Source organism: Klebsiella electrica (assembly GCF_006711645.1).
Lineage (GTDB): Bacteria > Pseudomonadota > Gammaproteobacteria > Enterobacterales > Enterobacteriaceae > Klebsiella > Klebsiella electrica.
In genome coordinates this window covers 3,358,892-3,377,926 of the sequence record NZ_CP041247.1, presented here as the reverse complement: position 1 = coordinate 3,377,926, position 19,035 = coordinate 3,358,892, and the positions used below count along the sequence as shown (strand labels likewise).

The 19,035-nt window shown below is 61.3% G+C and carries 20 protein-coding genes; 13 read left to right on the top strand and 7 right to left on the bottom strand.

All coding sequences use genetic code 11. The features are described from left to right. Window positions 1-4 precede the first annotated feature (4 nt). Window positions 5-922, top strand: a complete 918-nt coding sequence (gene hpxR / locus Electrica_RS16250; RefSeq protein ID WP_141964960.1) for a LysR family hpxDE operon transcriptional regulator HpxR — start codon at window positions 5-7, stop codon at window positions 920-922. On the opposite strand, the gene hpxO is transcribed toward hpxR, so the two are convergent. Continuing rightward, window positions 919-2,073: an FAD-dependent urate hydroxylase HpxO gene (hpxO, locus tag Electrica_RS16245; protein WP_141964959.1), complete on the bottom strand. Its 1,155-nt coding sequence runs from the start codon at window positions 2,071-2,073 to the stop codon at window positions 919-921. The genes hpxR and hpxO overlap by 4 nt on opposite strands. Before the next feature lie 412 nt (window positions 2,074-2,485). Between hpxO and uraD the strand changes: the two genes are divergently transcribed. Together uraD and uraH are read left to right on the top strand one after the other, a co-directional pair. Continuing rightward, window positions 2,486-2,986: a 2-oxo-4-hydroxy-4-carboxy-5-ureidoimidazoline decarboxylase gene (uraD, locus tag Electrica_RS16240; protein ID WP_141964958.1), complete on the top strand. Its 501-nt coding sequence runs from the start codon at window positions 2,486-2,488 to the stop codon at window positions 2,984-2,986. Next, entirely contained in the window at window positions 2,983-3,309 is a 327-nt protein-coding gene (gene uraH / locus Electrica_RS16235) for a hydroxyisourate hydrolase (protein ID WP_100684984.1), read from the top strand. Before uraD ends, uraH begins: the two co-directional genes overlap by 4 nt. Before the next feature lie 33 nt (window positions 3,310-3,342). On the opposite strand, the gene guaD is transcribed toward uraH, so the two are convergent. Further along, window positions 3,343-4,659 (bottom strand): guanine deaminase, encoded by a 1,317-nt coding sequence (gene guaD, locus Electrica_RS16230; protein ID WP_141964957.1) that lies wholly within the window; start codon window positions 4,657-4,659, stop codon window positions 3,343-3,345. Window positions 4,660-4,767: 108 nt separating this feature from the next. After that, window positions 4,768-6,261 carry an NCS1 family nucleobase:cation symporter-1 gene (locus Electrica_RS16225; RefSeq protein ID WP_131048405.1) on the bottom strand — a complete coding sequence of 498 codons (1,494 nt, stop codon included), beginning with the start codon at window positions 6,259-6,261 and terminating at the stop codon, window positions 4,768-4,770. A 145-nt stretch (window positions 6,262-6,406) separates the two neighbouring features. On the opposite strand from Electrica_RS16225, the gene Electrica_RS16220 reads away from it, so the two are divergent. Genes Electrica_RS16220 through puuE form a run of 3 tightly spaced genes read left to right on the top strand, consistent with a single transcriptional unit; the run spans window position 6,407 to window position 8,815 of the window. Further along, window positions 6,407-7,123 carry a GntR family transcriptional regulator gene (locus Electrica_RS16220; protein WP_141964956.1) on the top strand — a complete coding sequence of 239 codons (717 nt, stop codon included), beginning with the start codon at window positions 6,407-6,409 and terminating at the stop codon, window positions 7,121-7,123. Continuing rightward, window positions 7,123-7,872: an allantoin racemase gene (gene hpxA / locus Electrica_RS16215; protein ID WP_100684980.1), complete on the top strand. Its 750-nt coding sequence runs from the start codon at window positions 7,123-7,125 to the stop codon at window positions 7,870-7,872. Before Electrica_RS16220 ends, hpxA begins: the two co-directional genes overlap by 1 nt. Before the next feature lie 10 nt (window positions 7,873-7,882). Then, the gene (gene puuE / locus Electrica_RS16210; RefSeq protein WP_131048406.1) at window positions 7,883-8,815 is read left to right on the top strand and encodes an allantoinase PuuE; all 933 of its coding nucleotides are present in this window, start codon (window positions 7,883-7,885) and stop codon (window positions 8,813-8,815) included. 32 nt (window positions 8,816-8,847) lie between these two features. Here the strand turns inward: puuE and hpxZ are convergent, their stop codons facing one another. From hpxZ to hpxW, 4 genes are read right to left on the bottom strand one after another with little or no spacing between them, the layout of a single operon-like run. Next, entirely contained in the window at window positions 8,848-9,234 is a 387-nt protein-coding gene (gene hpxZ / locus Electrica_RS16205) for an oxalurate catabolism protein HpxZ (RefSeq protein ID WP_100684978.1), read from the bottom strand. Beyond that, window positions 9,231-10,628: an AtzE family amidohydrolase gene (locus tag Electrica_RS16200; protein ID WP_100684977.1), complete on the bottom strand. Its 1,398-nt coding sequence runs from the start codon at window positions 10,626-10,628 to the stop codon at window positions 9,231-9,233. The genes hpxZ and Electrica_RS16200 overlap by 4 nt, the downstream gene beginning before the upstream one ends. Next, entirely contained in the window at window positions 10,625-10,813 is a 189-nt protein-coding gene (gene hpxX, locus Electrica_RS16195) for an oxalurate catabolism protein HpxX (RefSeq protein ID WP_131048408.1), read from the bottom strand. The genes Electrica_RS16200 and hpxX overlap by 4 nt, the downstream gene beginning before the upstream one ends. Before the next feature lie 9 nt (window positions 10,814-10,822). After that, window positions 10,823-12,406: an oxamate amidohydrolase gene (gene hpxW / locus Electrica_RS16190; protein WP_141964955.1), complete on the bottom strand. Its 1,584-nt coding sequence runs from the start codon at window positions 12,404-12,406 to the stop codon at window positions 10,823-10,825. 168 nt (window positions 12,407-12,574) lie between these two features. Between hpxW and hpxU the strand changes: the two genes are divergently transcribed. The 7 genes from hpxU (at window position 12,575) to hpxK (ending at window position 18,978) form a co-directional block, all read left to right on the top strand. Beyond that, window positions 12,575-13,414, top strand: coding sequence for a MurR/RpiR family transcriptional regulator HpxU (gene hpxU, locus Electrica_RS16185; protein WP_141964954.1), 840 nt, complete (start codon window positions 12,575-12,577; stop codon window positions 13,412-13,414). Between the two features lie 213 nt (window positions 13,415-13,627). After that, entirely contained in the window at window positions 13,628-14,413 is a 786-nt protein-coding gene (locus Electrica_RS16180) for a transporter substrate-binding domain-containing protein (RefSeq protein WP_100684973.1), read from the top strand. Between the two features lie 9 nt (window positions 14,414-14,422). Next, window positions 14,423-15,088 (top strand): amino acid ABC transporter permease, encoded by a 666-nt coding sequence (locus Electrica_RS16175; RefSeq protein WP_100684972.1) that lies wholly within the window; start codon window positions 14,423-14,425, stop codon window positions 15,086-15,088. Then, a complete protein-coding gene (locus Electrica_RS16170) occupies window positions 15,088-15,744 on the top strand; it encodes an amino acid ABC transporter permease (protein WP_160704063.1) in 657 nt (218 codons plus the stop codon). The genes Electrica_RS16175 and Electrica_RS16170 overlap by 1 nt, the downstream gene beginning before the upstream one ends. After that, window positions 15,725-16,462 (top strand): amino acid ABC transporter ATP-binding protein, encoded by a 738-nt coding sequence (locus Electrica_RS16165; protein ID WP_004860340.1) that lies wholly within the window; start codon window positions 15,725-15,727, stop codon window positions 16,460-16,462. Before Electrica_RS16170 ends, Electrica_RS16165 begins: the two co-directional genes overlap by 20 nt. Window positions 16,463-16,477: 15 nt before the next feature. Further along, window positions 16,478-17,719, top strand: a complete 1,242-nt coding sequence (locus tag Electrica_RS16160) for a pyridoxal-phosphate-dependent aminotransferase family protein (protein ID WP_131048411.1) — start codon at window positions 16,478-16,480, stop codon at window positions 17,717-17,719. After that, window positions 17,716-18,978, top strand: a complete 1,263-nt coding sequence (gene hpxK / locus Electrica_RS16155; protein WP_141964953.1) for an allantoate amidohydrolase — start codon at window positions 17,716-17,718, stop codon at window positions 18,976-18,978. Before Electrica_RS16160 ends, hpxK begins: the two co-directional genes overlap by 4 nt. Window positions 18,979-19,035: the final 57 nt, after the last annotated feature.

Here is a 19,035-nt window from a genome sequence, read left to right as displayed (position 1 = left end):
CGGCATGAGTCCGTTTTCGCGTTTTGCGCTCTATTTCGCCGAAGTCGCCCGCAGCGGCAGCCTGCGTCGGGCCGCTGAAAAGCTGCATATTTCGGCTTCGGCGATCAATCGCCAGATCCTGCAGGCCGAAGAGGAACTGGGGACGCCGCTGTTCGAACGGCTGCCGGAAGGATTACGGATGACGACCGCCGGCGAGTTGCTGTATGACAATCTGCTGCGCTGGCAAAAAGAGTTTCGCCTGACCCGGCAAAAGTTTGACGAGCTGCAGGGGCTTAAGCGTGGAACGGTCAGCGTCGGAATGGTGCAGGCGCTGGCGGAGGGCAGTTTTGCCGCGGCGCTGGCCGATATCATCAGCACCTGGGACTGGCTGGAGCTGGTTTTACAGGTGGCCGACAGCCATACGGTCAGTGAAAAAGTCCGCCAGGCCGATCTTGATTTCGGCCTGATTCTTGACCCGGAAGGCCAGGCGGGACTGAGCGTGCTGGCGTTTGTTGAGCTGGAAATGGGCATCGTCATGCGCCCGGATAACCCCCTGGCGAATGCGCCCGCGCTCTCCCTGGGGGAGCTCAGCCAGCAGCGCCATATCGTCCCCGGCGCGCCGTTGATGATTCACGAACGTGTTGGCATGCTCTATCGCCATTATGACTTTAGCCCGGCCAACAGCATCCGCTGTAACGATATCCGGCTGATTAAATCGCTGGCGTTGAAAGGCAGCGGCGTGACCGTTCTGAGCCTGCTGGATGTGCTGGATGAGGTGCAAAGTGGTCAACTGGCGTTTATTCCGCTGCGCAATAAGCTGCTGCGGCCGCTGACGCTGGCGCTGTGTACGGCGCCATCGCGCCAGCTGTCTCGCCCGGCGCAAATGGCGATTCAAAAATTGACGGCGGTAATGGAGGAGATGCAAACCGTCGGCGGAGGTTAGCCCAGCGGGCCGCCCTGGATGGTTTCGCACAGGCCATTGATAATCCGCTCCCCGGTCTCCTCTTTGAGCTCCTGATACCACGCCTGGGTCAGGGCCATATCTTTCCCGTGCGTGATATCGCAGCGCTTGCGCGCCTTCAGTATCAGGTCGCGCACGCGCGCGCAGCGCAGCGCTTCGTACTGGCGCAGCGCGGAAACAATCTCGCGATTTTCCCGGAAGATATCGCCAAGCACCACCGCATCCTCCATCGCCGCGCAGCCGCCCTGACCAATGTCCGGGGTCGTGCTGTGTCCGGCGTCGCCGAGCAGCGCGACCTTGCCGCGAACCAGGGTATCGAAGGGCTCAATGTCATGGATTTCAACGCGATTGGTTGTCTGCGGATCGAGGGCGGCAATCAGTTTTTGTACCGCTGGTGCCCAGCCGCTGAAGTAGCGGCGAAGATCGTCGCGCAGGGTGTGCCGGTCTTCGGCCAGACCGGCGGGCAGCGGAACATCAAAGAAGAAATAGAAACGCCCCTGCGCCACCGGCATCAGCGAGACGCGCTTGCCTTCGCCGACGAAGGTGGTCCATTGATCCGCTGGCGCAATGCTCTCATCGATATCCACCAGTCCGTTCCAGTTGACATAACCGGCATAACGGCGTTCGGGCTTATGGCCAAGTACGTAGGGGCGCAGCGCCGAGCGGCTGCCGTCGGCGGCGATCAGAAAATCACCGTGGGCCGTGGTTCCGTCGCTAAACCAGACGGTGACGCCGTCGGCATTTTCCTGCGCACGGGTTACCCGTTTACCAAACTGCACCGCCTCGCGCCCCCAAAAATTGAGCATCTCCCTTTGCAGTTCGCTGCGTGACACCGGGCAGGGGCGGCCGCCGGTGCGTTCAACCAGCGGAGCAAGGCTAAAGCGGGTCAGGGTTTCTCCGTCCTGGTACTCTTTATAGGCTAAAAAGTGCATCGGGCCGCCGTAGGTTTCGATGATCTCGCCCATGCCGAGATTTTTCATGCACTTCACGCCGTTTGGCCAGATGGAGATCGCCGCGCCGACCGGTTTAATCTCTTTCACCGCCTCAAACACTTCACAGGTGATTCCCGCCTTCTTCAAGGCCACCGCCGCGCTCAGGCCACCGATACCGGCGCCAATCACTAATGCTTTCATGCTGTTCTCCTTACATTGCGTCGTAAAGGAGGCGAGCAATTTACGTACCAGCTTGCGCAAAGCACCAAAATCGGCGTTGCGGCGACAAGAGGGTGACGTTTCGCACCTATCTGGTGCGTCAGAGGGTGGCAACCGCCAGTTTATGAACTAAAAATTTCTTAAGGGTGATGATGGAACCGAATGTTTCATCAGCGGTGGACGGCAGAGGAGCGGGGAAGCAGCAACGATATGAGATGGCTATCATTAATAAACAATCGGTTATTGAACTTAGCGGGCCCCACGGCGCGACTCTGGCCTGCTTTGTGCACTGTGCAGACAACGTTGATGTGAAACGGAGGAATGATGATGTCGCAAAACAAAAACAACCGTCAGTTTGCGGCCCGGCAGCGTGGGGCGACGGCCAGGAGGGACGATGATTCCGCTCAGCCACTTTAATCAACTGCCTCGCGACGAGGCCGCGCGTCTGCTGGAACCGTGCGTGGCGATTGACGACTGGGTGACGGCGCTGGTGCAGGCCCGGCCCTACCCGAACCTTGCGGCGCTGCACGCCATGGCGCAGCAAACCTCGCTGACGTGGGGCGAGCCGGAGCTGGATCTGGCGCTGAGCGCACACCCGCGAATTGGCGAAAAACCCGCCGCCCGGCACGGGCATGCCGCGCTGTCGCGGCAGGAGCAGGCGGCGGTCAACGATCGGGACGCTTCGCTCATCCAGGCGTTAACGGAGGGCAACGCTCGCTACGAGGCGCGCTTTGGCCGGGTGTTTCTGATTCGCGCCAAAGGCCGCAGCGGGGAGGAGATACTGCAGGCGCTGACGCAACGGCTGAACCACAACCCGGCGCAAGAGGTTGCGTCGGCGCTGGCGCAGCTCCGTGAAATTACCTTATTACGACTAACGGGAGTCATTGGCGAATGAATACGTTAAGTACCCATATTCTGGATATTTCCAGCGGCAAGCCTGCGCAGGGGGTGGCGGTCAACCTGCTGCGGGGAGGGCAATCCATCGACAGCGGCATCACCGATGAAAATGGGCGCATTGCGTCGCTGGCGCCGGGCAAACTGGCCGCCGGCCGCTATCGGCTGGTGGCGGAGACGGGCGACTGGTTCACCCGCGGCGGCCTCGAAACGCTGTATCTGTGCGCGCAGATTGATTTTGTGATTGCCGAGGAGGCGGATGAGCATTTCCATCTGCCGTTCCTGATTGCCCCGGGCGGCTGGTCAACCTATCGGGGAAGCTGAGCGCGCCGACGCCCGGCAGCGGGCCGGGCTTACTCACTGCGCCTGTGCCTGCCAGACGCACTCGCCGTTGACCCAGGTCTGGTGAATATTGCGTTCGTCGCCCAGCGTCATCAGGACAAACAGCTGTTCGTAAATATCCTGACAGCGGGAGAGGCGCAGGCGCTGCAACGGCGTCACTCCCGGGGTGATGGCGACAAAGTCGGCCTCTTTTCCCGGCTGGAAGTTGCCAATGTTGTCATCAAGACACAGCGCGCGGGCGCCCCCCAGCGTGGCATGATAAAAAGCTTCGCTGGCGCGCAGACGATAGCTTTGCAGCTGCGCCACTTTATAGGCTTCACCCAGAGTGCGTAGCATGCTGAAGGTCGTTCCCGCGCCGACGTCGCTGCCGATGCCGATGCGCACTTTCCGTTGCCAGCTGGTGGGCAGGCGGAACAGACCGCTGCCGAGAAACAGGTTTGAGGTCGGGCAGAAGGCGATCGCCGAGCCGGTCTCGTGCAGACATTGCCACTCGGCGTCGGCGAGGTGGATGCCGTGAGCAAATACGCTGCGTTCGCCGGTCAAGCGATAGTGGTGATATACATCAAGATAGTGCTCATGTTCCGGCCACAGGCTTTTCACCCACGCAATCTCGTTGAGGTTTTCGCTCAGGTGGGTATGCAGCCAGGTATCCGGGAACTCTTCCCGCAGGCGCTGGACCGCCGTCAGCAGCTCCGGTGTCGACGTAGCGGCAAAACGCGGCGTGATGGCGTAGCCGAGGCGACCCTGATGGTGCCAGCGCTGAATAAGCTCGCGGGTTTGCCGGTAGCTCTGCTCCGCCGTTTCGCTCAGATAGTCCGGGGCGTGGCGGTCCATCATCACTTTACCGGCGAGCAGGCGCATATTCAGCCGCAGGGCTTCGCTAAACAGCGCCTCGACGGATTCGGGATGCAGGGTACAAAACACCAGCGCGGTGGTGGTGCCGTGGCTCAGCAGCTGGTTGATAAAGAACTGCGCGATCTCCGCGGCATACTCCGCATCGCCAAACTGACTCTCCACCGGAAAGGTGTAGGTGGTCAGCCACTCCAGCAGCTGCTCGCCGAAGGCGCCAATCATCTCCGTTTGCGGATAATGCACGTGGGCATCGACAAAACCGGGGAGTAGCAGCTGTCCGCGCAGATCGAGATAGCCGGTGTGCGGATCCAGGTGCTGCTCGCCCTCCTGCCACGGCAGCAGCGCCTGAATTTTTCCCTGCTGGATAAACAGCACGCCATCATCAAGATAGCGCGCATGGCGAGCGATATCGTCGGCGCTGTCGGCGACCGCGGCGATATCGAAAAAGGCGCCGCGAACGGCGGTATGGTACTCAATCATCAGGACAACCTTCTTTGTTCCAGAGAGGGACATTAATATTGAGCAATATTAATGCCAGTTTGCCGGAGAGGATATGCCGCGGTGTACCGCCGCGGCACAGGGGAGGGGTTACTCTTTCTGGGCAAGCGGTCGGGCGCTAAAACGCGATGCGGTGGGGGCGCGGTCGTCGCGGGCGATCCAGCGGTAGGCCGCGCCGCTCAGGAAGACGCCGATAAACCAGCTAAAGTTCGCCACTTCATGCAGGGCCGGGATAAAGCTAATCACCAGGCCGATTGCCACCGACGGGAGCAGCGCCGCGATGGCTTTCGGGTTAAAGCCGTTGCGGTACCAGTACTGGCCCTGCGGCGTGTCATCAAACAGGTCGTCGACAGACACCTGGCCGCGCTTAATCAGGTAGAAGTCGACAATCAGAATGCCAAACAGCGGGCCGATAAAGGCGCCCAGCACATCCAGCGTATAGTGAATCAACTCCGGGGAGTTAAACAGGTTCCACGGCGTCAGCAGAATGGAACCGACCGCGGCGATCATGCCGCCGGTACGGAAGCTGATTTTCTGCGGTGAGCAGTTGGAGAAGTCGAACGCCGGTGAGACAAAGTTGGCGACAATATTGATCCCGATGGTGGCGGTAATCATCGTCAGCAGACCAATGGCCACCGCCAGATCGTTCCCCACGCGGCTGACGGTTTCAATCGGGTCGGTGATCATCCGGCCAAACAGCGACTGGGTGCCGGAGACAATCACCACGGTGACTATCGAAAACAGCAGGAAGTTAAACGGCAGACCCCAGCGATTGCCGCGACGGATTTCGCCCATACTCTTGCCATAGCGCGAGAAATCGCCGAAGTTCAGCAGCGGGCCGGAGAAGTAGGAGACCACCAGCGCGGTGGCGGTGATCATCTGCCAGGTCTGTTCGCCGGCGGTCAGCGATTTGCTGGCGAGAGTAAAGGAAATACCGTCGAAACCGGTTTTGTATACAATCCAGCCCGCCAGCGCCAGCATTACCACGTAGACCGCCGGACCGGCGACATCAATAAAGCGCTTAATGGCGCTCATCCCGTGCCAGAAGACCATCGCCTGCAGCAGCCACATGGTGGCGAAACAGAGCCATCCGAGATGCGACAGACCAAGGAAGGTGGCTGCGGTTAATGTTGTCAGCGAAGGCCAGAACTTGAGCAGCACCAGCATCAGCGCGTTGGCCGCCAGATAGGTCTGAATACCGTACCAGGCGAAGGCGATAAGACCGCGGATCACCGCCGGGATATTGGCACCAAAGACGCCAAATGCCTGACGACAGATGACCGCATAGGGTACGCCCGCCATCTGGCTCGGCTTCGCCACCAGGTTGGCGCACAGCTGGACGATACAAATTCCCACCAGCAGGCAGAGAAGTACCTGCCAGCTGGCCAGCCCGAGGGTGAAGAAGCTCGCCGCCACCACGTAGCCCCCCATGCTATGGACGTCGGACATCCAGAAAGAAAAGATGTTGTACCAGCTCCAGTTCTGGTCGCGCGTCGGCGCCAGATCCTCGTTACACAGTCGTGGACTGTAGCCGACGGTGGAGTCAGCGGCCTTAACCTGATGGGTATGTTGTCTGTTTGGCATGAAACCTGCTCCTCTGAATGAAAACCCTTTTACGTTACTGGTTGAGGTTGTTGCAGGATTCAGGCCAGAATCATTAATATTGTATACAATAAATTTATTTTATGTGTACGATTGGCTATCGAAAAGTGAAATTCGGAGTGGGTGAATGCGTAATGAAAATCGTCAGCAGGCCGCAGAAGCGCCGCATGACAAGGATGAATCCATCTATCAGGCCCTGATGACCGCCATCGTCGAACATCAGCTGCTGCCGGGCAGCAAGTTGCCGGAGGAGGCGCTGGCCGAGGTCTTCGGCGTGAGCCGGACCGGGATCCGCAAGGTGCTGCAACGACTCAATGCTGTGCAAATGGTGACCTTAACGCCCAAACGTGGTGCACATGTCGCCAGTCCGACGGTGGAAGAGGCGCGGGAGATCTTCCGCACCCGCACGCTGCTGGAGGTGGCGAACCTGCCCGATGTCATCGCCCACTGTCAGCCGCCGCACCTGGCGGCGCTGGAGGCGATTATTCGCCAGGAGCAACATGCGCATGAAACCTGTGATGGCCCGGCGGCGATTCGCTTTTCCGCCGAATTTCATATTCAGCTGCAGGCTATTTCCGGCAATCAGGTCCTCACCGACATGGTGACGCGCCTGAGCCAACGCTCTTCCTTAGTGATAGCGGCATGGGGCGCGCCGTGGCGCCAGGGCTGTCGCTGCGACGATCATCAGCAGCTCGTCCAGCTGCTGCGCGAGAAAGCGCTGCCGCCCCTGAGCGCGGCGTTAACGCACCATTTTGAACATATCGTTGCCAGCCTCTGCTTTGAGCGGGCTGGCGAATGCCTGCCTGATTTTGCCCGGCTCTTTGCCGGCGACAAGGAGTCCTGATGACCGCTATTTGTATACAAGTGATTAATCCCAACACCAACGCCGGGATGACCGACACCATCGCAACCGCCGCCCGCATGGCGGCGGCGCCGGGGACCGAGATTATGGCGGTCTCTTCACGGGAGGGCGTGCCATCGATCGAAGGCCATTTCGATGAGGCCATTGCCGCCGTCGGCGTGCTGGAGCAGATTCAGGCCGGCCGTCAGCAGGGCGTTGCGGGCCACGTGATCGCCTGTTTCGGCGATCCGGGATTGCTGGCGGCCCGCGAGCTGGCGCAGGGGCCGGTGATCGGCATTGCCGAAGCGGCGATGCATATGGCGACGCTGGTGGCCACGCGCTTTTCGATAGTGACTACGCTGCCGCGTACGCTGATTATCGCCCGCCATCTGCTGCATCAATATGGCTTTTACGACCACTGTGCCGGGCTGCACGCCATCGATCTGCCGGTGCTGGCGCTGGAGGACGGTAGCGGCGTGGCGCAGGAGCAGGTGCGCGCGCGCTGTATCCAGGCATTAAAAGAGGACGGCTGCGGCGCCATCGTGCTGGGCTGCGGCGGAATGGCGACCCTGGCCCAGGCGCTCACGCGGGAACTGCAGGTGCCGGTCATCGATGGCGTCAGCGCGGCGGTGAAGATGGTGGAGTCGCTGGTGGCGCTGGGTCTGTCGACCAGCAAACGCGGCGACTTAGCGTTCCCGGAAGGCAAAGCCCTGAGCGGTAAATTTCAGACATTCAATACATTTGCAATTTAAGGGGTGGGAGATGACGTCAGCAGCACAGGATTACCCGCGCGACCTGCGGGGATACGCCGGTCAGCCGCCGCACGCGCAATGGCCGAACCAGGCGCGGATTGCCGTGCAGTTCGTCCTCAATTATGAAGAGGGGGCGGAAAACCATGTTCTGCATGGCGACGCTGGTTCCGAGCAGTTTCTCTCCGATATTATCGGCGCCGCCAGCTACCCGGACCGGCACATGTCGATGGACTCGCTGTATGAGTACGGCAGCCGCGCCGGGTTCTGGCGCATTCATCAGGAGTTCAGCCGACGCGGGCTGCCGCTGACGGTGTTCGGCGTAGCGATGGCCCTCGCGCGTCACCCCGATATCGTCGCGGCGATCAAAGCCGCCGACTACGACGTCGTCAGCCACGGCTGGCGGTGGATCCACTATCAGCATATGGATATCGACACGGAGCGCGAGCATCTGCACAAGGCGGTGCAGGTCTTAAGCGATCTGTTCGGCAAGCCGCCAACCGGCTGGTACACCGGGCGGGACAGCCCCAACACCCGGCGGCTGGTGGTGGAACACGGCGGCTTCGATTACGACAGCGACTACTATGGCGATGATTTACCCTTCTGGACCGAAGTGCAGTGCGGCGACGGTTCGCGCAAGCCGCATCTGATAGTCCCCTATACCCTCGACGCCAACGACATGCGCTTTGCCACCGCGCAGGGCTTCAACACCGCCGAGCAGTTTTATACCTACCTCAAAGATAGCTTTGATGTGCTGTATGAAGAGGGGGAAGATGCGCCGAAGATGATGTCCATTGGCATGCACTGCCGCCTGTTGGGGCGGCCGGGGCGCTTCCGCGCCCTACAGCGTTTCCTCGATTATGTCCAGCAGCATGAGCGGGTGTGGGTCTGTACGCGCCAGCAGATAGCCGGACACTGGCGCGAAGTTCATCCATTCCGGGGGTAGTGCGTTCCCCGCGAGCCCGGCTCAGCGCCGGGTTAGCTCATCAGACTCACCTGCGCGGCGACAATCCGCCAGCCATAGGGGAAGCGGACCCAGGTTTGCTGCTGGCGGCCAATCCGCTCGCTCCCGTCGCGGGTGAACTCGGTGCTGCATACCGCGTAATCCTCGCCGAAGGTGACTATCTCGGTGTGGCGTAATTCGCGCTGTAACCCCGCCGCCGGACGGGCGGCGCGAAAGGCGCGAATTTCGTCAATACCGTAGAGATTCTCGCCAGCCCCCAGGCGCACCGTTCGTTTATCGTGCCAGAAGAGCTCATCCAGCACCGCAATGTTGTTGCTGATCAGCGCCTCTTCGTAGCGATAAAAGGCGGCCGTGACCTCGGCCAGCACGCGCGGCCGGTTAATATTATCCTGATTGATCATACTGCTCTCTCCGCAGGGCGGGCCTCGGTGATGCCCGCTTGTTCGAGGGCGCGCGCGGCGCGCAGACAGGCCAGTTCATTAAACGGCGCGGCAATCAGCTGCACGCCAATGGGCTGGTTGGATGCCGTTCGCAGCGGGACCGTGACCACCGGCAGGCCGAGGAACGAAATGGGTTGGGTGAGCATGCCCATACTGGCGCGAACGGGCAGCATCTCGCCGTTAATCGTCATGGTTTGCTGGCCGATAAGGGTGGCGCTGCACGGCGTCGCCGGGGCGATGAGCACATCGGCGTGGCGCAACAGCGATGTTATCGCCTCCCGGGCATGACGGCGAAAACGCTGCGCCTGCAGATACCACGCCGAAGGAATCATCGCCCCGGCCAGCAGGCGCTCCCGCGAGTTCGGTTCAAAGCGTGCCGGTTCACGCCGCAGCGCCGGCAGATAGTGATTGCCCCCTTCGGCGGCGCTGATGATAAACGCCGCCGAACGGGCAAGCTCCGCCTCGGGGAACACATGCTCTTCGCGGGCCTCAAGGGCCTGCGCCACGCGCGCCACGGCGGCGCGGGCGTCGTTATCGCACCAGTCGCTGAAATAGCCGCCAAGTACCGCGCAGCGCAGACCCTCCGCCCCGCGTTCCAGCCGCTGGCGAGTAGGGGCAATGGCTGCATCCGCCTGGGCGTCATCGTCGGGGTCGTGTCCCTGTAAGGCATCGTACACCGCCGCCAGATCGTCGACGCAGCGGGCAAACGGGCCAATGTGATCGAGGCTGGCGACGAACGGATGGCTGCCCGCGCGCGACAGGCGGCCAAACGTCGGTTTCAGGCCAAAAATACCGCATAAGGAAGCCGGGACGCGGATCGAGCCGTTGGTATCGCTGCCCAGAGCGAAGTGAACCAACCCGGCGGCGACCGCCGCTGCCGACCCGCCGGAAGATCCGCCGGCGATGCGCTGCAGATCGTGCGGATTATGGGTGGCGCCGTAGTGGCTGTTTTCGGTGGTGAACCCGTAGGCGTAGGCGTCCATATTGACCATTCCGCTAAGCAGGCCGCCTGCCGCGCAGATCTGCCGCACCGCCCAACCGTCGTTGGCGGCAGGCGGGCGCTCGCTGAACAGCCGGGCGCCGGCGAGGGTGGTTTCCCCGGCAACGTCGAACAGATTTTTTACCGCGTAGGGGACCCCCGCCAGCGGCGGTAACGGCTGGCCGGTTCGACGCAGCGCATCAATCTGCCCGGCTTCGGCGAGCATCCGGCGTTCGGTGATCTGCGTCCAGGCATTAATCTGCGGGTTGACCTGCGCCATGTCGTCCAGGGTGCGGCGGGCAATCTCTCTGGCGCTCAGCTCGCCGTCGGCCAGCGCGCGCTGAATATCAGCAATCGTCATCTCAGTCAGCGTCATGCTTTGTATACTCCGGCAATCTCCAGGCGTTCATCGAGCGCAAAGGCCATCAGCGGCTCAGCCATGGCGGCAATGCGCGCGAACTGGAGCTGAAGTTCGCTGCGCCGGGTGTCGTCCAGCTCCAGCGCCAGCAGGTGTTCCATTTGCGCCAGATAAGCGTGCCAGTCATTTACGTTATGCTTCATCTTCGTCTCCTAATAACCGGCGGCGGAGCCGTTGCTGCGCGGATCGGCCGCCCCTTCAAACAGCCCGTTGGGATGGCGGACGATGGCGCCGGCGTGACCCATCGCTTCGCTATAATCGGCCAGCACTTCCACGTCATGACCCAGCGCCCGCAGGCGGGCGATGCTCTCTGGCGTGAAGCGGCCTTCCAGCTTCAGTGAGTCTGAGGTTTGTCCCCAGGTTCGCCCCAGCAGCCAGCGCGGGCGCGAAATACTCTCCTGTAGCGGGATGCCCTGCAGGATATAGCGGGTGAAAATGGCCGCCTGAGTTTGCGGTTGGCCGTCTCCGCCCATTGAACCGTAAACCATGACCCGGCCGTCGTTGAGGCGTGCGGCGGCGGGATTGAGGGTATGAAACGGCTGTTTGCCTGGCGCCAGCGCCAGCAGATGCGCGGGATCGAGACTGAACGAGGCGCCGCGGTTTTGCCAGACGATCCCGCTATCCGGCAGCACCACGCCGCTGCCAAATTCGTGATACAGGCTTTGAATAAAGGAGACCGCCAGCCCGCTGCTGTCCATCACCCCCATCCAGACGGTATCGCCGGGACCTTTTCCCGCCCCCCACGGAGCGGCCTGCCGATCGTCGATGTTATCGGCCATCCCCTGGAGCGCCTGCGGGTCGAGCAGACTCTGAATATCCACGTCGAGATGGCGGGGGTCGGTAATGTGGGCATCGCGCAGGCCGAAAGCCTGCTTGGTGGCCTCGACGATACGGTGCACGGTCTGCGCGTCATCGGCATCGTGCATCGCCAGCCGGTCGGTAATCCCGAGGATCGCCAGCGAGACCAGTCCCTGCGTGGGCGGCGCCAGATTCCACAGTTCGCCGTGCTGGTGCTGAAGCTTCAGCGGCGCAGGGCGGCGGGCGCGATGCTGTTGCAGGTCGGCAAGGGTAATGGGCAGGCCACAGGCCGCCATCCCGGCAGCCAGACGCCGGGCCAGCGGGCCGCGATAAAAACTGTCGAGGCCATCATCGACCAGTTGCTGAAGCGTCGAGGCCAGCGCGGGCTGACGAAACCGGCTACCGGCGACCGGCGGTTGTCCGTTGACCAGAAAGGTCTCCGCAAAACCTGGCAGGTCATGGAGTTCGGCGAGTTTTCCGGCGCTGGCGCTGGACTGGGAGGCGGTCACCGGCGTACCGTCCGCGGCATAGCGAATCGCATCCTCCAGCAGGCGCGCCAGCGGCAGCGCTTTTCCGGTCAGGGTCTGCGAGACCTTGAGCGCTTCATCCCAGCCGCTGACGGTCCCGGCGACGGTCAGCGCCGCCTGCGGCCCGCGATGAGGAATCTGCGCCAGCCCGGCGTAGGCTTGCGGCGTGGCCAGCGAACCTGCCGCGCCGCTGGCGTCAATGGCTATCGGTTCGCCCTCCGGCGGCACGATAAGCCAGAAGCCATCGCCGCCCAGGCCGTTCATATGTGGGTAAACCACTGCAATGGTGGCCGCCGCGGCGACCATGGCTTCTATCGCGCTGCCGCCTTCGCGCAGCACGGCAACCGCACTTTGGCTGGCCAGATGGTGCGGGGCGACCGCCATCCCGTGGGCGGATACATTACTCTGCATGGGGTGTCCTCATGATCCAAACGTAATCTCAGCGCTGCAAAAGCTGTTCCACTTTGAGCGTAAAGTTTCATTCGTCGGGGGAGATGGCGCTTTTTTCTTAAACTGGCATGCATTATGAAAGGGCTCACATCATGTATAGTTTGATGAAACAAAAGTTACAGAGGCTGTATGGAACAACTGGATGAACGCTTGAAAGGGCAATATGCCTCATTGTCGCCTCAGGAACAGCGGGTGGCGGATTTTATTTTCGATCACTTCGACGACCTGATTAGCTATAACAGCGCCGAGCTGGCGCAGCTGAGCGGGGTGTCAAAAGCCACGGTGAGCCGCCTGTTTAAGCGGCTGGGCTACGAAAAATATAAGGATATGCGCGATGAGCTGCGCACCTTACGCCAGAGCGGAATGCCGCTGACCGATCATCGCGATGCGGTGCAGGGTAACACCCTGCTGGCGCGGCACTATAAACAGGAGATGGCGAACCTGACGCAGTGGGTCAATGCGCTCGACGCGCAGCAGTTTGCCGAGGCGATTAGCGCGATGGTCAACGCCCGGCGCATTGCGATCATCGGCATGCGCAACTCCTGGCCGGTGGCGCTGCATCTGCGCCAGCAGCTGCTACAGGCGCGCGGGCAGGTACAGGTTCTGCCGCAGCCGGGGCAGAGCTTAAGCGAGGAGCTGGTGGATCTGACGGCGGACGATCTGGTGGTGGTCATGGCCTTTCGCCGCCGTCCGCGCATCATCCGCCCGCTGCTGCAGCAGCTCCAGCAGCGGGCTATTCCGGTACTGCTGATCTGCGAACCGCAGGCATACAGCCTGTTTCCGCTGTCCCGCTGGCAGCTGTGCGCCCCTCTGGATAGCGTTTCGGCCTATGACAGCTACAGCTCGGTAAACAGCTTGATCAACCTGCTGGCGAATGCGTTTTTGCACGAAATTCTCGATAAAGGCCGCCCGCGCATTCACGATATCGCCACCCTCTATCAGCAGCTGGACGAGCTTGAGCAACGATAATGGGGCCTCAGGCTGGTGCTTTGCTCTGTTTTGGTGCAATAAAATAGTGGGGAAATGAGCGCCGTTTTCCCACTATTCTCCGCTATATCCTGTTTCCCCTCTCTTTTCTTGCACTTTTCTTGATGACCCTCGCATTTTTTGTGTCTGGCACATTAGTTGCAGAAGTTTATTTAAAGAATCTTTTGTTTCATACTAACGTAACGGGTAAACATCATGAAAAAACTGCTGATCGCTCTGGCCGGAGCCGCTTGTCTGTTCACGCAAATCACAGCGGCAAAAGCCGACCAGTTGCAGGATATCGAAAAGCGCGGCGTGATTCGCATCGCGGTGCCGCAGGATTTTCCGCCGTTCGGTTCAGTGGGAACCGATCTCCAGCCGCAGGGTTATGACATCGATATGGCGCGTTATCTTGCCAGTCAGATGAAGCTCAAACTGCAGCTGGTACCGGTGACCAGCGCCAACCGGGTGCCTTATCTGCAAACCGATAAAGTTGACCTGGTTATCTCCAGCCTCGGCAAGAACGCCGAGCGCGAGAAGGTGATTGATTTCAGCCGCGCCTATGCGCCGTTCTTCCTCGGCGTGTTTGGCCCGAAAGGGGCGGAGGTCAAAGAGGCGGCGGCGCTGAGCGGCAAAACCATCGGCGTGACTCGCGGTGCGGTGGAAGATATGGTGCTGACCGGTATCGCGCCGAAAGAGGCGCAGATTAAACGCTACGAAGACAACAACACCACGCTGTCGGCGTACCTCTCCGGCCAGGTGCAGTACGTGGCGACCGGGAACCTGGTGGTGGCGGCGATCGCCCGCCAGAATCCGGCGAAAGCGCCGGTGCCGAGCTTTATGCTGAAAGATTCGCCGTGCGTGATTGGTCTGAAAAAGAATGAACCGGCGCTGAAAGCCAAAGTGGATGCGCTGATTGAGCAGGGACTGAAAGACGGCACTCTGAACGGGCTGTCTGAGAAGTGGCTGAAAGCGCCGCTGCCCGCCGACTTTGCCGCATAAGGTCAGTGAATGACGGAACAACTTCATTTTTCTGCGCTCTGGCCGCACTGGCCGGAGCTGCTGGCCGGGCTGTGGGTGACCATTCAGCTAACGGTTATGGCAACGGTCGGCGGTCTGGCTATCGGTATTTTCGGCGCCGCCATTCGCAGCGGGCGGCCATCGTGGTTCAGTCGGATTTGGGGCGGTTATGTGGAGCTTATCCGCAACACGCCGTTCGTGGTCCAGCTGTTTTTTATCGTCTTTGGGCTGCCTAACCTCGGGCTCAAGATGACGGCGGGCGAAGCCGCGCTGCTGGCGATGGTGGTCAACCTGGGCGCCTACAGTACCGAGATAGTCCGCGCCGGGATCCAGGTGACGCCAAAAGGCCAGTGGGAGGCCGGACGCGTGCTGGGGCTGAGCCGCACGCAGACTTTTATCCGGGTGGTGTTGCCGCCTGCGCTACAGCGGATTTACCCGGCGCTGGTCAGTCAGTGCATTATCGTGATGCTGGGATCGTCGGTGGTTTCTCAGGTCTCTTATGAAGAGCTGACCTTTGCCGCCAACCTGATCCAGTCGCGGACGTTTCTGAGCTTTGAGGTCTATCTGGTGACGACGGGGATCTACTTAGCGCTGTCGATAACAATGCGTCAGCTGCTGATGGCGGCAGGGCGGAAATGGCTGGGGGTGCAGGCATGATGGCCACCTTTACTGACTGGGACATTATTCGCAATCTGCTGCTGGCCGGACGCTGGACGGTACTGCTGTCGCTGGTGGCGTTTCTCGGCGGCGCGCTGGTGACGTTGCCGCTGCTGCTGCTGCGCCTGACCGGCGGACGCCAGGTCAAGCGCCTGATCCGCGGTTATATCGAACTGTTTCAGGGGACGCCGCTGCTGATGCAGCTGTTTCTGGCTTTCTTCGGCGTGGCGCTGTTCGGCATCGATGTTTCGCCGTGGACCGCCGCGTCGATGGCGCTGACCTTCTACACCAGCGCCTTTTTACTCGATATCTGGTTCGGCAGCATCCGTGCGTTGCCGAAAGGGCAGTGGGAAGCATCGCGTTGCCTGGGGCTGAATTTCGCCCAGACGCTGTTTCGCGTCATTGCGCCGCAGGCGCTGCGTATCGCCATTGCGCCCACCGTGGGGTTCGCGGTGCAGGTGGTGAAAGGCACCGCGCTGGCGTCGATTATCGGCTTCGTCGAGCTGACCAAAGCCGGCACGATGCTGACCAACGTCACCTATCAGCCATTTAAAGTCTTTGCGCTGGTGGCGCTGGGCTACTTCATTCTGTGTTACCCGCTGTCCCGCTACAGCCGCTATCTGGAGAATAAATTCAATGCCTCTCATCACCATTAATCAGATGCAGAAGTACTACGGCGACAACCACGTGCTGAAAGGTGTCGATCTGGACATCGAGATGGGCGAGGTGATTTCGATTATTGGCCGTAGCGGCTCGGGGAAAAGCACGCTGCTGCGCTGCATCAACGGGCTGGAAGGTTATCAGGATGGCAGCATCAAACTGGGGGGCATGACCATCACCGACCGCGATTCGCAGGCCCGCGAGATCAGCCGTTCCGTCGGGATGGTGTTCCAGAACTTTAACCTGTTTCCGCACATGACCGCGCTGGAAAACGTGATGCTGGCGCCGCGACGGGTGCTGAAAAAAAGCGCCGCCGAATGTCGTGAGCTGGCGCAGCGAATGCTGGAGAAGGTCGGTCTTGGCGATCGGCTGGACTATTATCCTTCCAGTCTCTCCGGTGGCCAGCAGCAGCGGGTGGCGATTGCCCGCGCGCTGGCGATGTCGCCAAAGGTGTTACTGTGTGACGAGATTACCTCGGCGTTGGATCCTGAACTGGTGGGTGAAGTGCTCAAGGTGCTTGAGCAACTGGCCGCCGAGGGTATGACGCTGATTCTCGTCACCCATGAAATGAATTTTGCCCGTGAAGTGGGCGATCGGGTGGTGTTTATGCATCAGGGACGGGTCTGGGAACAGGGCGACAGTAAAACGCTGTTTGCCAACCCGCAGACCAATGAACTGAAGCAGTTTATCTCCTCCGTTCGCGGCCTGAATTAATCAAAGGATTCTAAAATGGATATCGCTCAATTTTCGCAACTCAACCCGCCGCCGCGCCTGCTGATGGGGCCGGGGCCGATTAACGCCGACCCGCGCGTGCTGCGCGCCATGTCGAGCCAGCTGATTGGTCAGTACGATCCGGCGATGACCCACTATATGAATGAGGTCATGGCGCTGTACCGCGGGGTGTTCCGTACCGAAAACCGCTGGACGATGCTGGTGGACGGCACCTCGCGCGCGGGAATCGAAGCGATTCTGGTGTCGGCTATTCGTCCCGGCGATAAGGTGCTGGTGCCGGTATTCGGCCGTTTCGGCCATCTGCTGTGCGAAATCGCCCGCCGCTGTCGCGCCGAGGTTCACACCATTGAGGTCCCGTGGGGCGAAGTCTTCACCCCCGACCAGGTGGAAGACGCCATCAAACGCGTGCGCCCGCGCCTGCTGCTGACGGTGCAGGGCGATACCTCGACCACTATGCTCCAGCCGCTGGCGGAGCTGGGTGATATCTGCCGTCGTCACGAGGTGCTGTTTTACACCGACGCGACCGCCTCGCTGGCCGGTAACCCCCTGGAGACCGATGCCTGGGGGCTGGATGCGGTATCGGCGGGGATGCAGAAATGCCTCGGCGGCCCGTCTGGCACCTCGCCGATTACCCTCAGCGCGCGCATGGAGGCGGTGATTCGCCGCCGCAAATGCGTGGAGGAGGGGATCCGTACCGACGCCCATCTTGATGGCGTGGATGAGATGGTTTACTCCAACTACTTCGACCTCGGTATGGTGATGGACTACTGGGGGCCGGAACGCCTGAATCACCACACCGAAGCCACATCGGCGCTGTTCGGCGCCCGCGAATGCGCGCGCCTGATTCTGCAGGAGGGGCTGGATCAGGGGATTGCCCGGCACAAGCTGCATGGCGATGCGCTGCTCAAAGGCATTCAGGCGATGGGGCTGGAGACCTTCGGCGACCTGAAACATAAGATGAACAACGTGCTCGGCGTCGTGATTCCGCAGGGCGTCAACGGTGACCAGGTCCGCAAGCTGATGCTGGAAGATTTTGGTATTGAGATTGGCACCTCCTTTGGCCCGCTGCATGGCAAAGTGTGGCGCATCGGCACTATGGGCTATAACGCGCGGAAAGATTGCGTGCTGACCACGCTCAGCGCTCTGGAGTCGGTACTGAATTACCTGAAATTCTCTACCACCCAGGGGGCGGCGATGCAGGCGGCGTGGGATCACTATGACAGCGAGAGTGCGCGATGAATCAATCAGCACGCCAGCAGGCGGAGATGATGGCGGCCGCGGAGCGGGTGATGGCCCGCGCCGATGCGCTGGCTGCGATCAGCGAAACGGCCGAAGGACTGACCCGGGTGTATCTGTCGCCGCAGCATTTGCAGGCCAATCAGCAGGTGGCGCGCTGGATGACGCAGGCGGGCATGACCGTCTGGCAGGATAGCGTCGGCAACATTTGCGGGCGTTATGAAGGCGAACAGGAGGGGGCGCCGGCCATTCTGCTGGGGTCTCATCTGGATACGGTACGCAATGCCGGGCGCTATGACGGCATGCTGGGGGTGCTCACGGCGATTGATGTGGTGGAAAACCTGCATCAGCAGGGGCGTCGTCTGGCGAAAGCGATAGAGATTGTCGGTTTCTGCGATGAGGAGGGGACCCGTTTCGGGATTACGTTGCTGGGCAGCCGTGGCCTGACGGGAAGCTGGCCGGAGAGCTGGCTGACGCAGACCGATGCGCAAGGGATAAGCGTAGCGCAGGCGATGGTGCAGGCCGGGCTTGACCCTGCGCGAGTCAGCCTGGCGGCGCGCCCGACGGCGGATATCGCCGGCTATCTGGAGCTGCACATCGAGCAGGGGCCGCGTCTTGAACAAGCGGAGCTGGCGCTCGGGGTGGTGGAGGCGATCAACGGTGCCCGCCGCCTGAACTGCCGCTTTACCGGCGAAGCGGGCCATGCCGGAACGGTGCCGATGAGCCAGCGTCGGGATGCGCTGGCCGCCGCCGCCGAATGGATGGTGCTCATTGAGGCGACCACCCGGCAGCACGGGGGAGACCTGGTGGCTACGGTGGGGACGCTGCGCTGCGCCCCGGGTGCGGTTAACGTCATTCCCGGCGAGGTGGCGCTGACTCTGGATATTCGTGGCCCGCAGGATGGCACGCTTGATGCGCTGCTCACCACGCTGCTGGACGCCGCGCAGACGATAGCCGCCCGTCGCCATCTGCACTTTGCCGCCGAAACGTTCTATCACATCGCCGCAACCGCCTGCGATCGGCGGTTGCAGACGGTGTTGACGCAAGCCGTCAACGAGGTTCAGGGGCGCTCGCTGTCCCTGCCGAGCGGCGCCGGGCATGATGCGATCGCCATCGCCGAACGTTGGCCGGTAGGCATGTTGTTTGTGCGCTGCAAAGGCGGCATCAGCCACCATCCCGCCGAGTCCGTTACCGTCGACGATGTGGCATTGGCTATTGCGGCATTTCGCCGCGCGACGCAGGCGCTGGCCGAAAAGGCTTAAGTCGTCCCGACCGGCGTATGAGCGGTATCCTCCGCGCAGGCGCCGCGCTGAAGGCCG

What these genes read in the sequence shown, in the direction of transcription:
- puuE (WP_131048406.1), top strand. Translation starts at nt 7,883, where the DNA reads ATGACGTCAGCAGCACAGGATTACCCGCGCGACCTGCGGGGATACGCC.
- uraH (WP_100684984.1), top strand. Translation starts at nt 2,983, where the DNA reads ATGAATACGTTAAGTACCCATATTCTGGATATTTCCAGCGGCAAGCCT.
- hpxX (WP_131048408.1), bottom strand. Translation starts at nt 10,813, where the DNA reads ATGAAGCATAACGTAAATGACTGGCACGCTTATCTGGCGCAAATGGAA.
- hpxK (WP_141964953.1), top strand. Translation starts at nt 17,716, where the DNA reads ATGAATCAATCAGCACGCCAGCAGGCGGAGATGATGGCGGCCGCGGAG.
- Electrica_RS16170 (WP_160704063.1), top strand. Translation starts at nt 15,088, where the DNA reads ATGGCCACCTTTACTGACTGGGACATTATTCGCAATCTGCTGCTGGCC.
- hpxU (WP_141964954.1), top strand. Translation starts at nt 12,575, where the DNA reads ATGGAACAACTGGATGAACGCTTGAAAGGGCAATATGCCTCATTGTCG.
- Electrica_RS16220 (WP_141964956.1), top strand. Translation starts at nt 6,407, where the DNA reads ATGCGTAATGAAAATCGTCAGCAGGCCGCAGAAGCGCCGCATGACAAG.
- hpxO (WP_141964959.1), bottom strand. Translation starts at nt 2,073, where the DNA reads ATGAAAGCATTAGTGATTGGCGCCGGTATCGGTGGCCTGAGCGCGGCG.
- hpxA (WP_100684980.1), top strand. Translation starts at nt 7,123, where the DNA reads ATGACCGCTATTTGTATACAAGTGATTAATCCCAACACCAACGCCGGG.
- Electrica_RS16160 (WP_131048411.1), top strand. Translation starts at nt 16,478, where the DNA reads ATGGATATCGCTCAATTTTCGCAACTCAACCCGCCGCCGCGCCTGCTG.
- Electrica_RS16180 (WP_100684973.1), top strand. Translation starts at nt 13,628, where the DNA reads ATGAAAAAACTGCTGATCGCTCTGGCCGGAGCCGCTTGTCTGTTCACG.
- guaD (WP_141964957.1), bottom strand. Translation starts at nt 4,659, where the DNA reads ATGATTGAGTACCATACCGCCGTTCGCGGCGCCTTTTTCGATATCGCC.
- uraD (WP_141964958.1), top strand. Translation starts at nt 2,486, where the DNA reads ATGATTCCGCTCAGCCACTTTAATCAACTGCCTCGCGACGAGGCCGCG.
- Electrica_RS16175 (WP_100684972.1), top strand. Translation starts at nt 14,423, where the DNA reads ATGACGGAACAACTTCATTTTTCTGCGCTCTGGCCGCACTGGCCGGAG.
- Electrica_RS16165 (WP_004860340.1), top strand. Translation starts at nt 15,725, where the DNA reads ATGCCTCTCATCACCATTAATCAGATGCAGAAGTACTACGGCGACAAC.
- Electrica_RS16225 (WP_131048405.1), bottom strand. Translation starts at nt 6,261, where the DNA reads ATGCCAAACAGACAACATACCCATCAGGTTAAGGCCGCTGACTCCACC.
- hpxW (WP_141964955.1), bottom strand. Translation starts at nt 12,406, where the DNA reads ATGCAGAGTAATGTATCCGCCCACGGGATGGCGGTCGCCCCGCACCAT.
- hpxR (WP_141964960.1), top strand. Translation starts at nt 5, where the DNA reads ATGAGTCCGTTTTCGCGTTTTGCGCTCTATTTCGCCGAAGTCGCCCGC.
- Electrica_RS16200 (WP_100684977.1), bottom strand. Translation starts at nt 10,628, where the DNA reads ATGACGCTGACTGAGATGACGATTGCTGATATTCAGCGCGCGCTGGCC.
- hpxZ (WP_100684978.1), bottom strand. Translation starts at nt 9,234, where the DNA reads ATGATCAATCAGGATAATATTAACCGGCCGCGCGTGCTGGCCGAGGTC.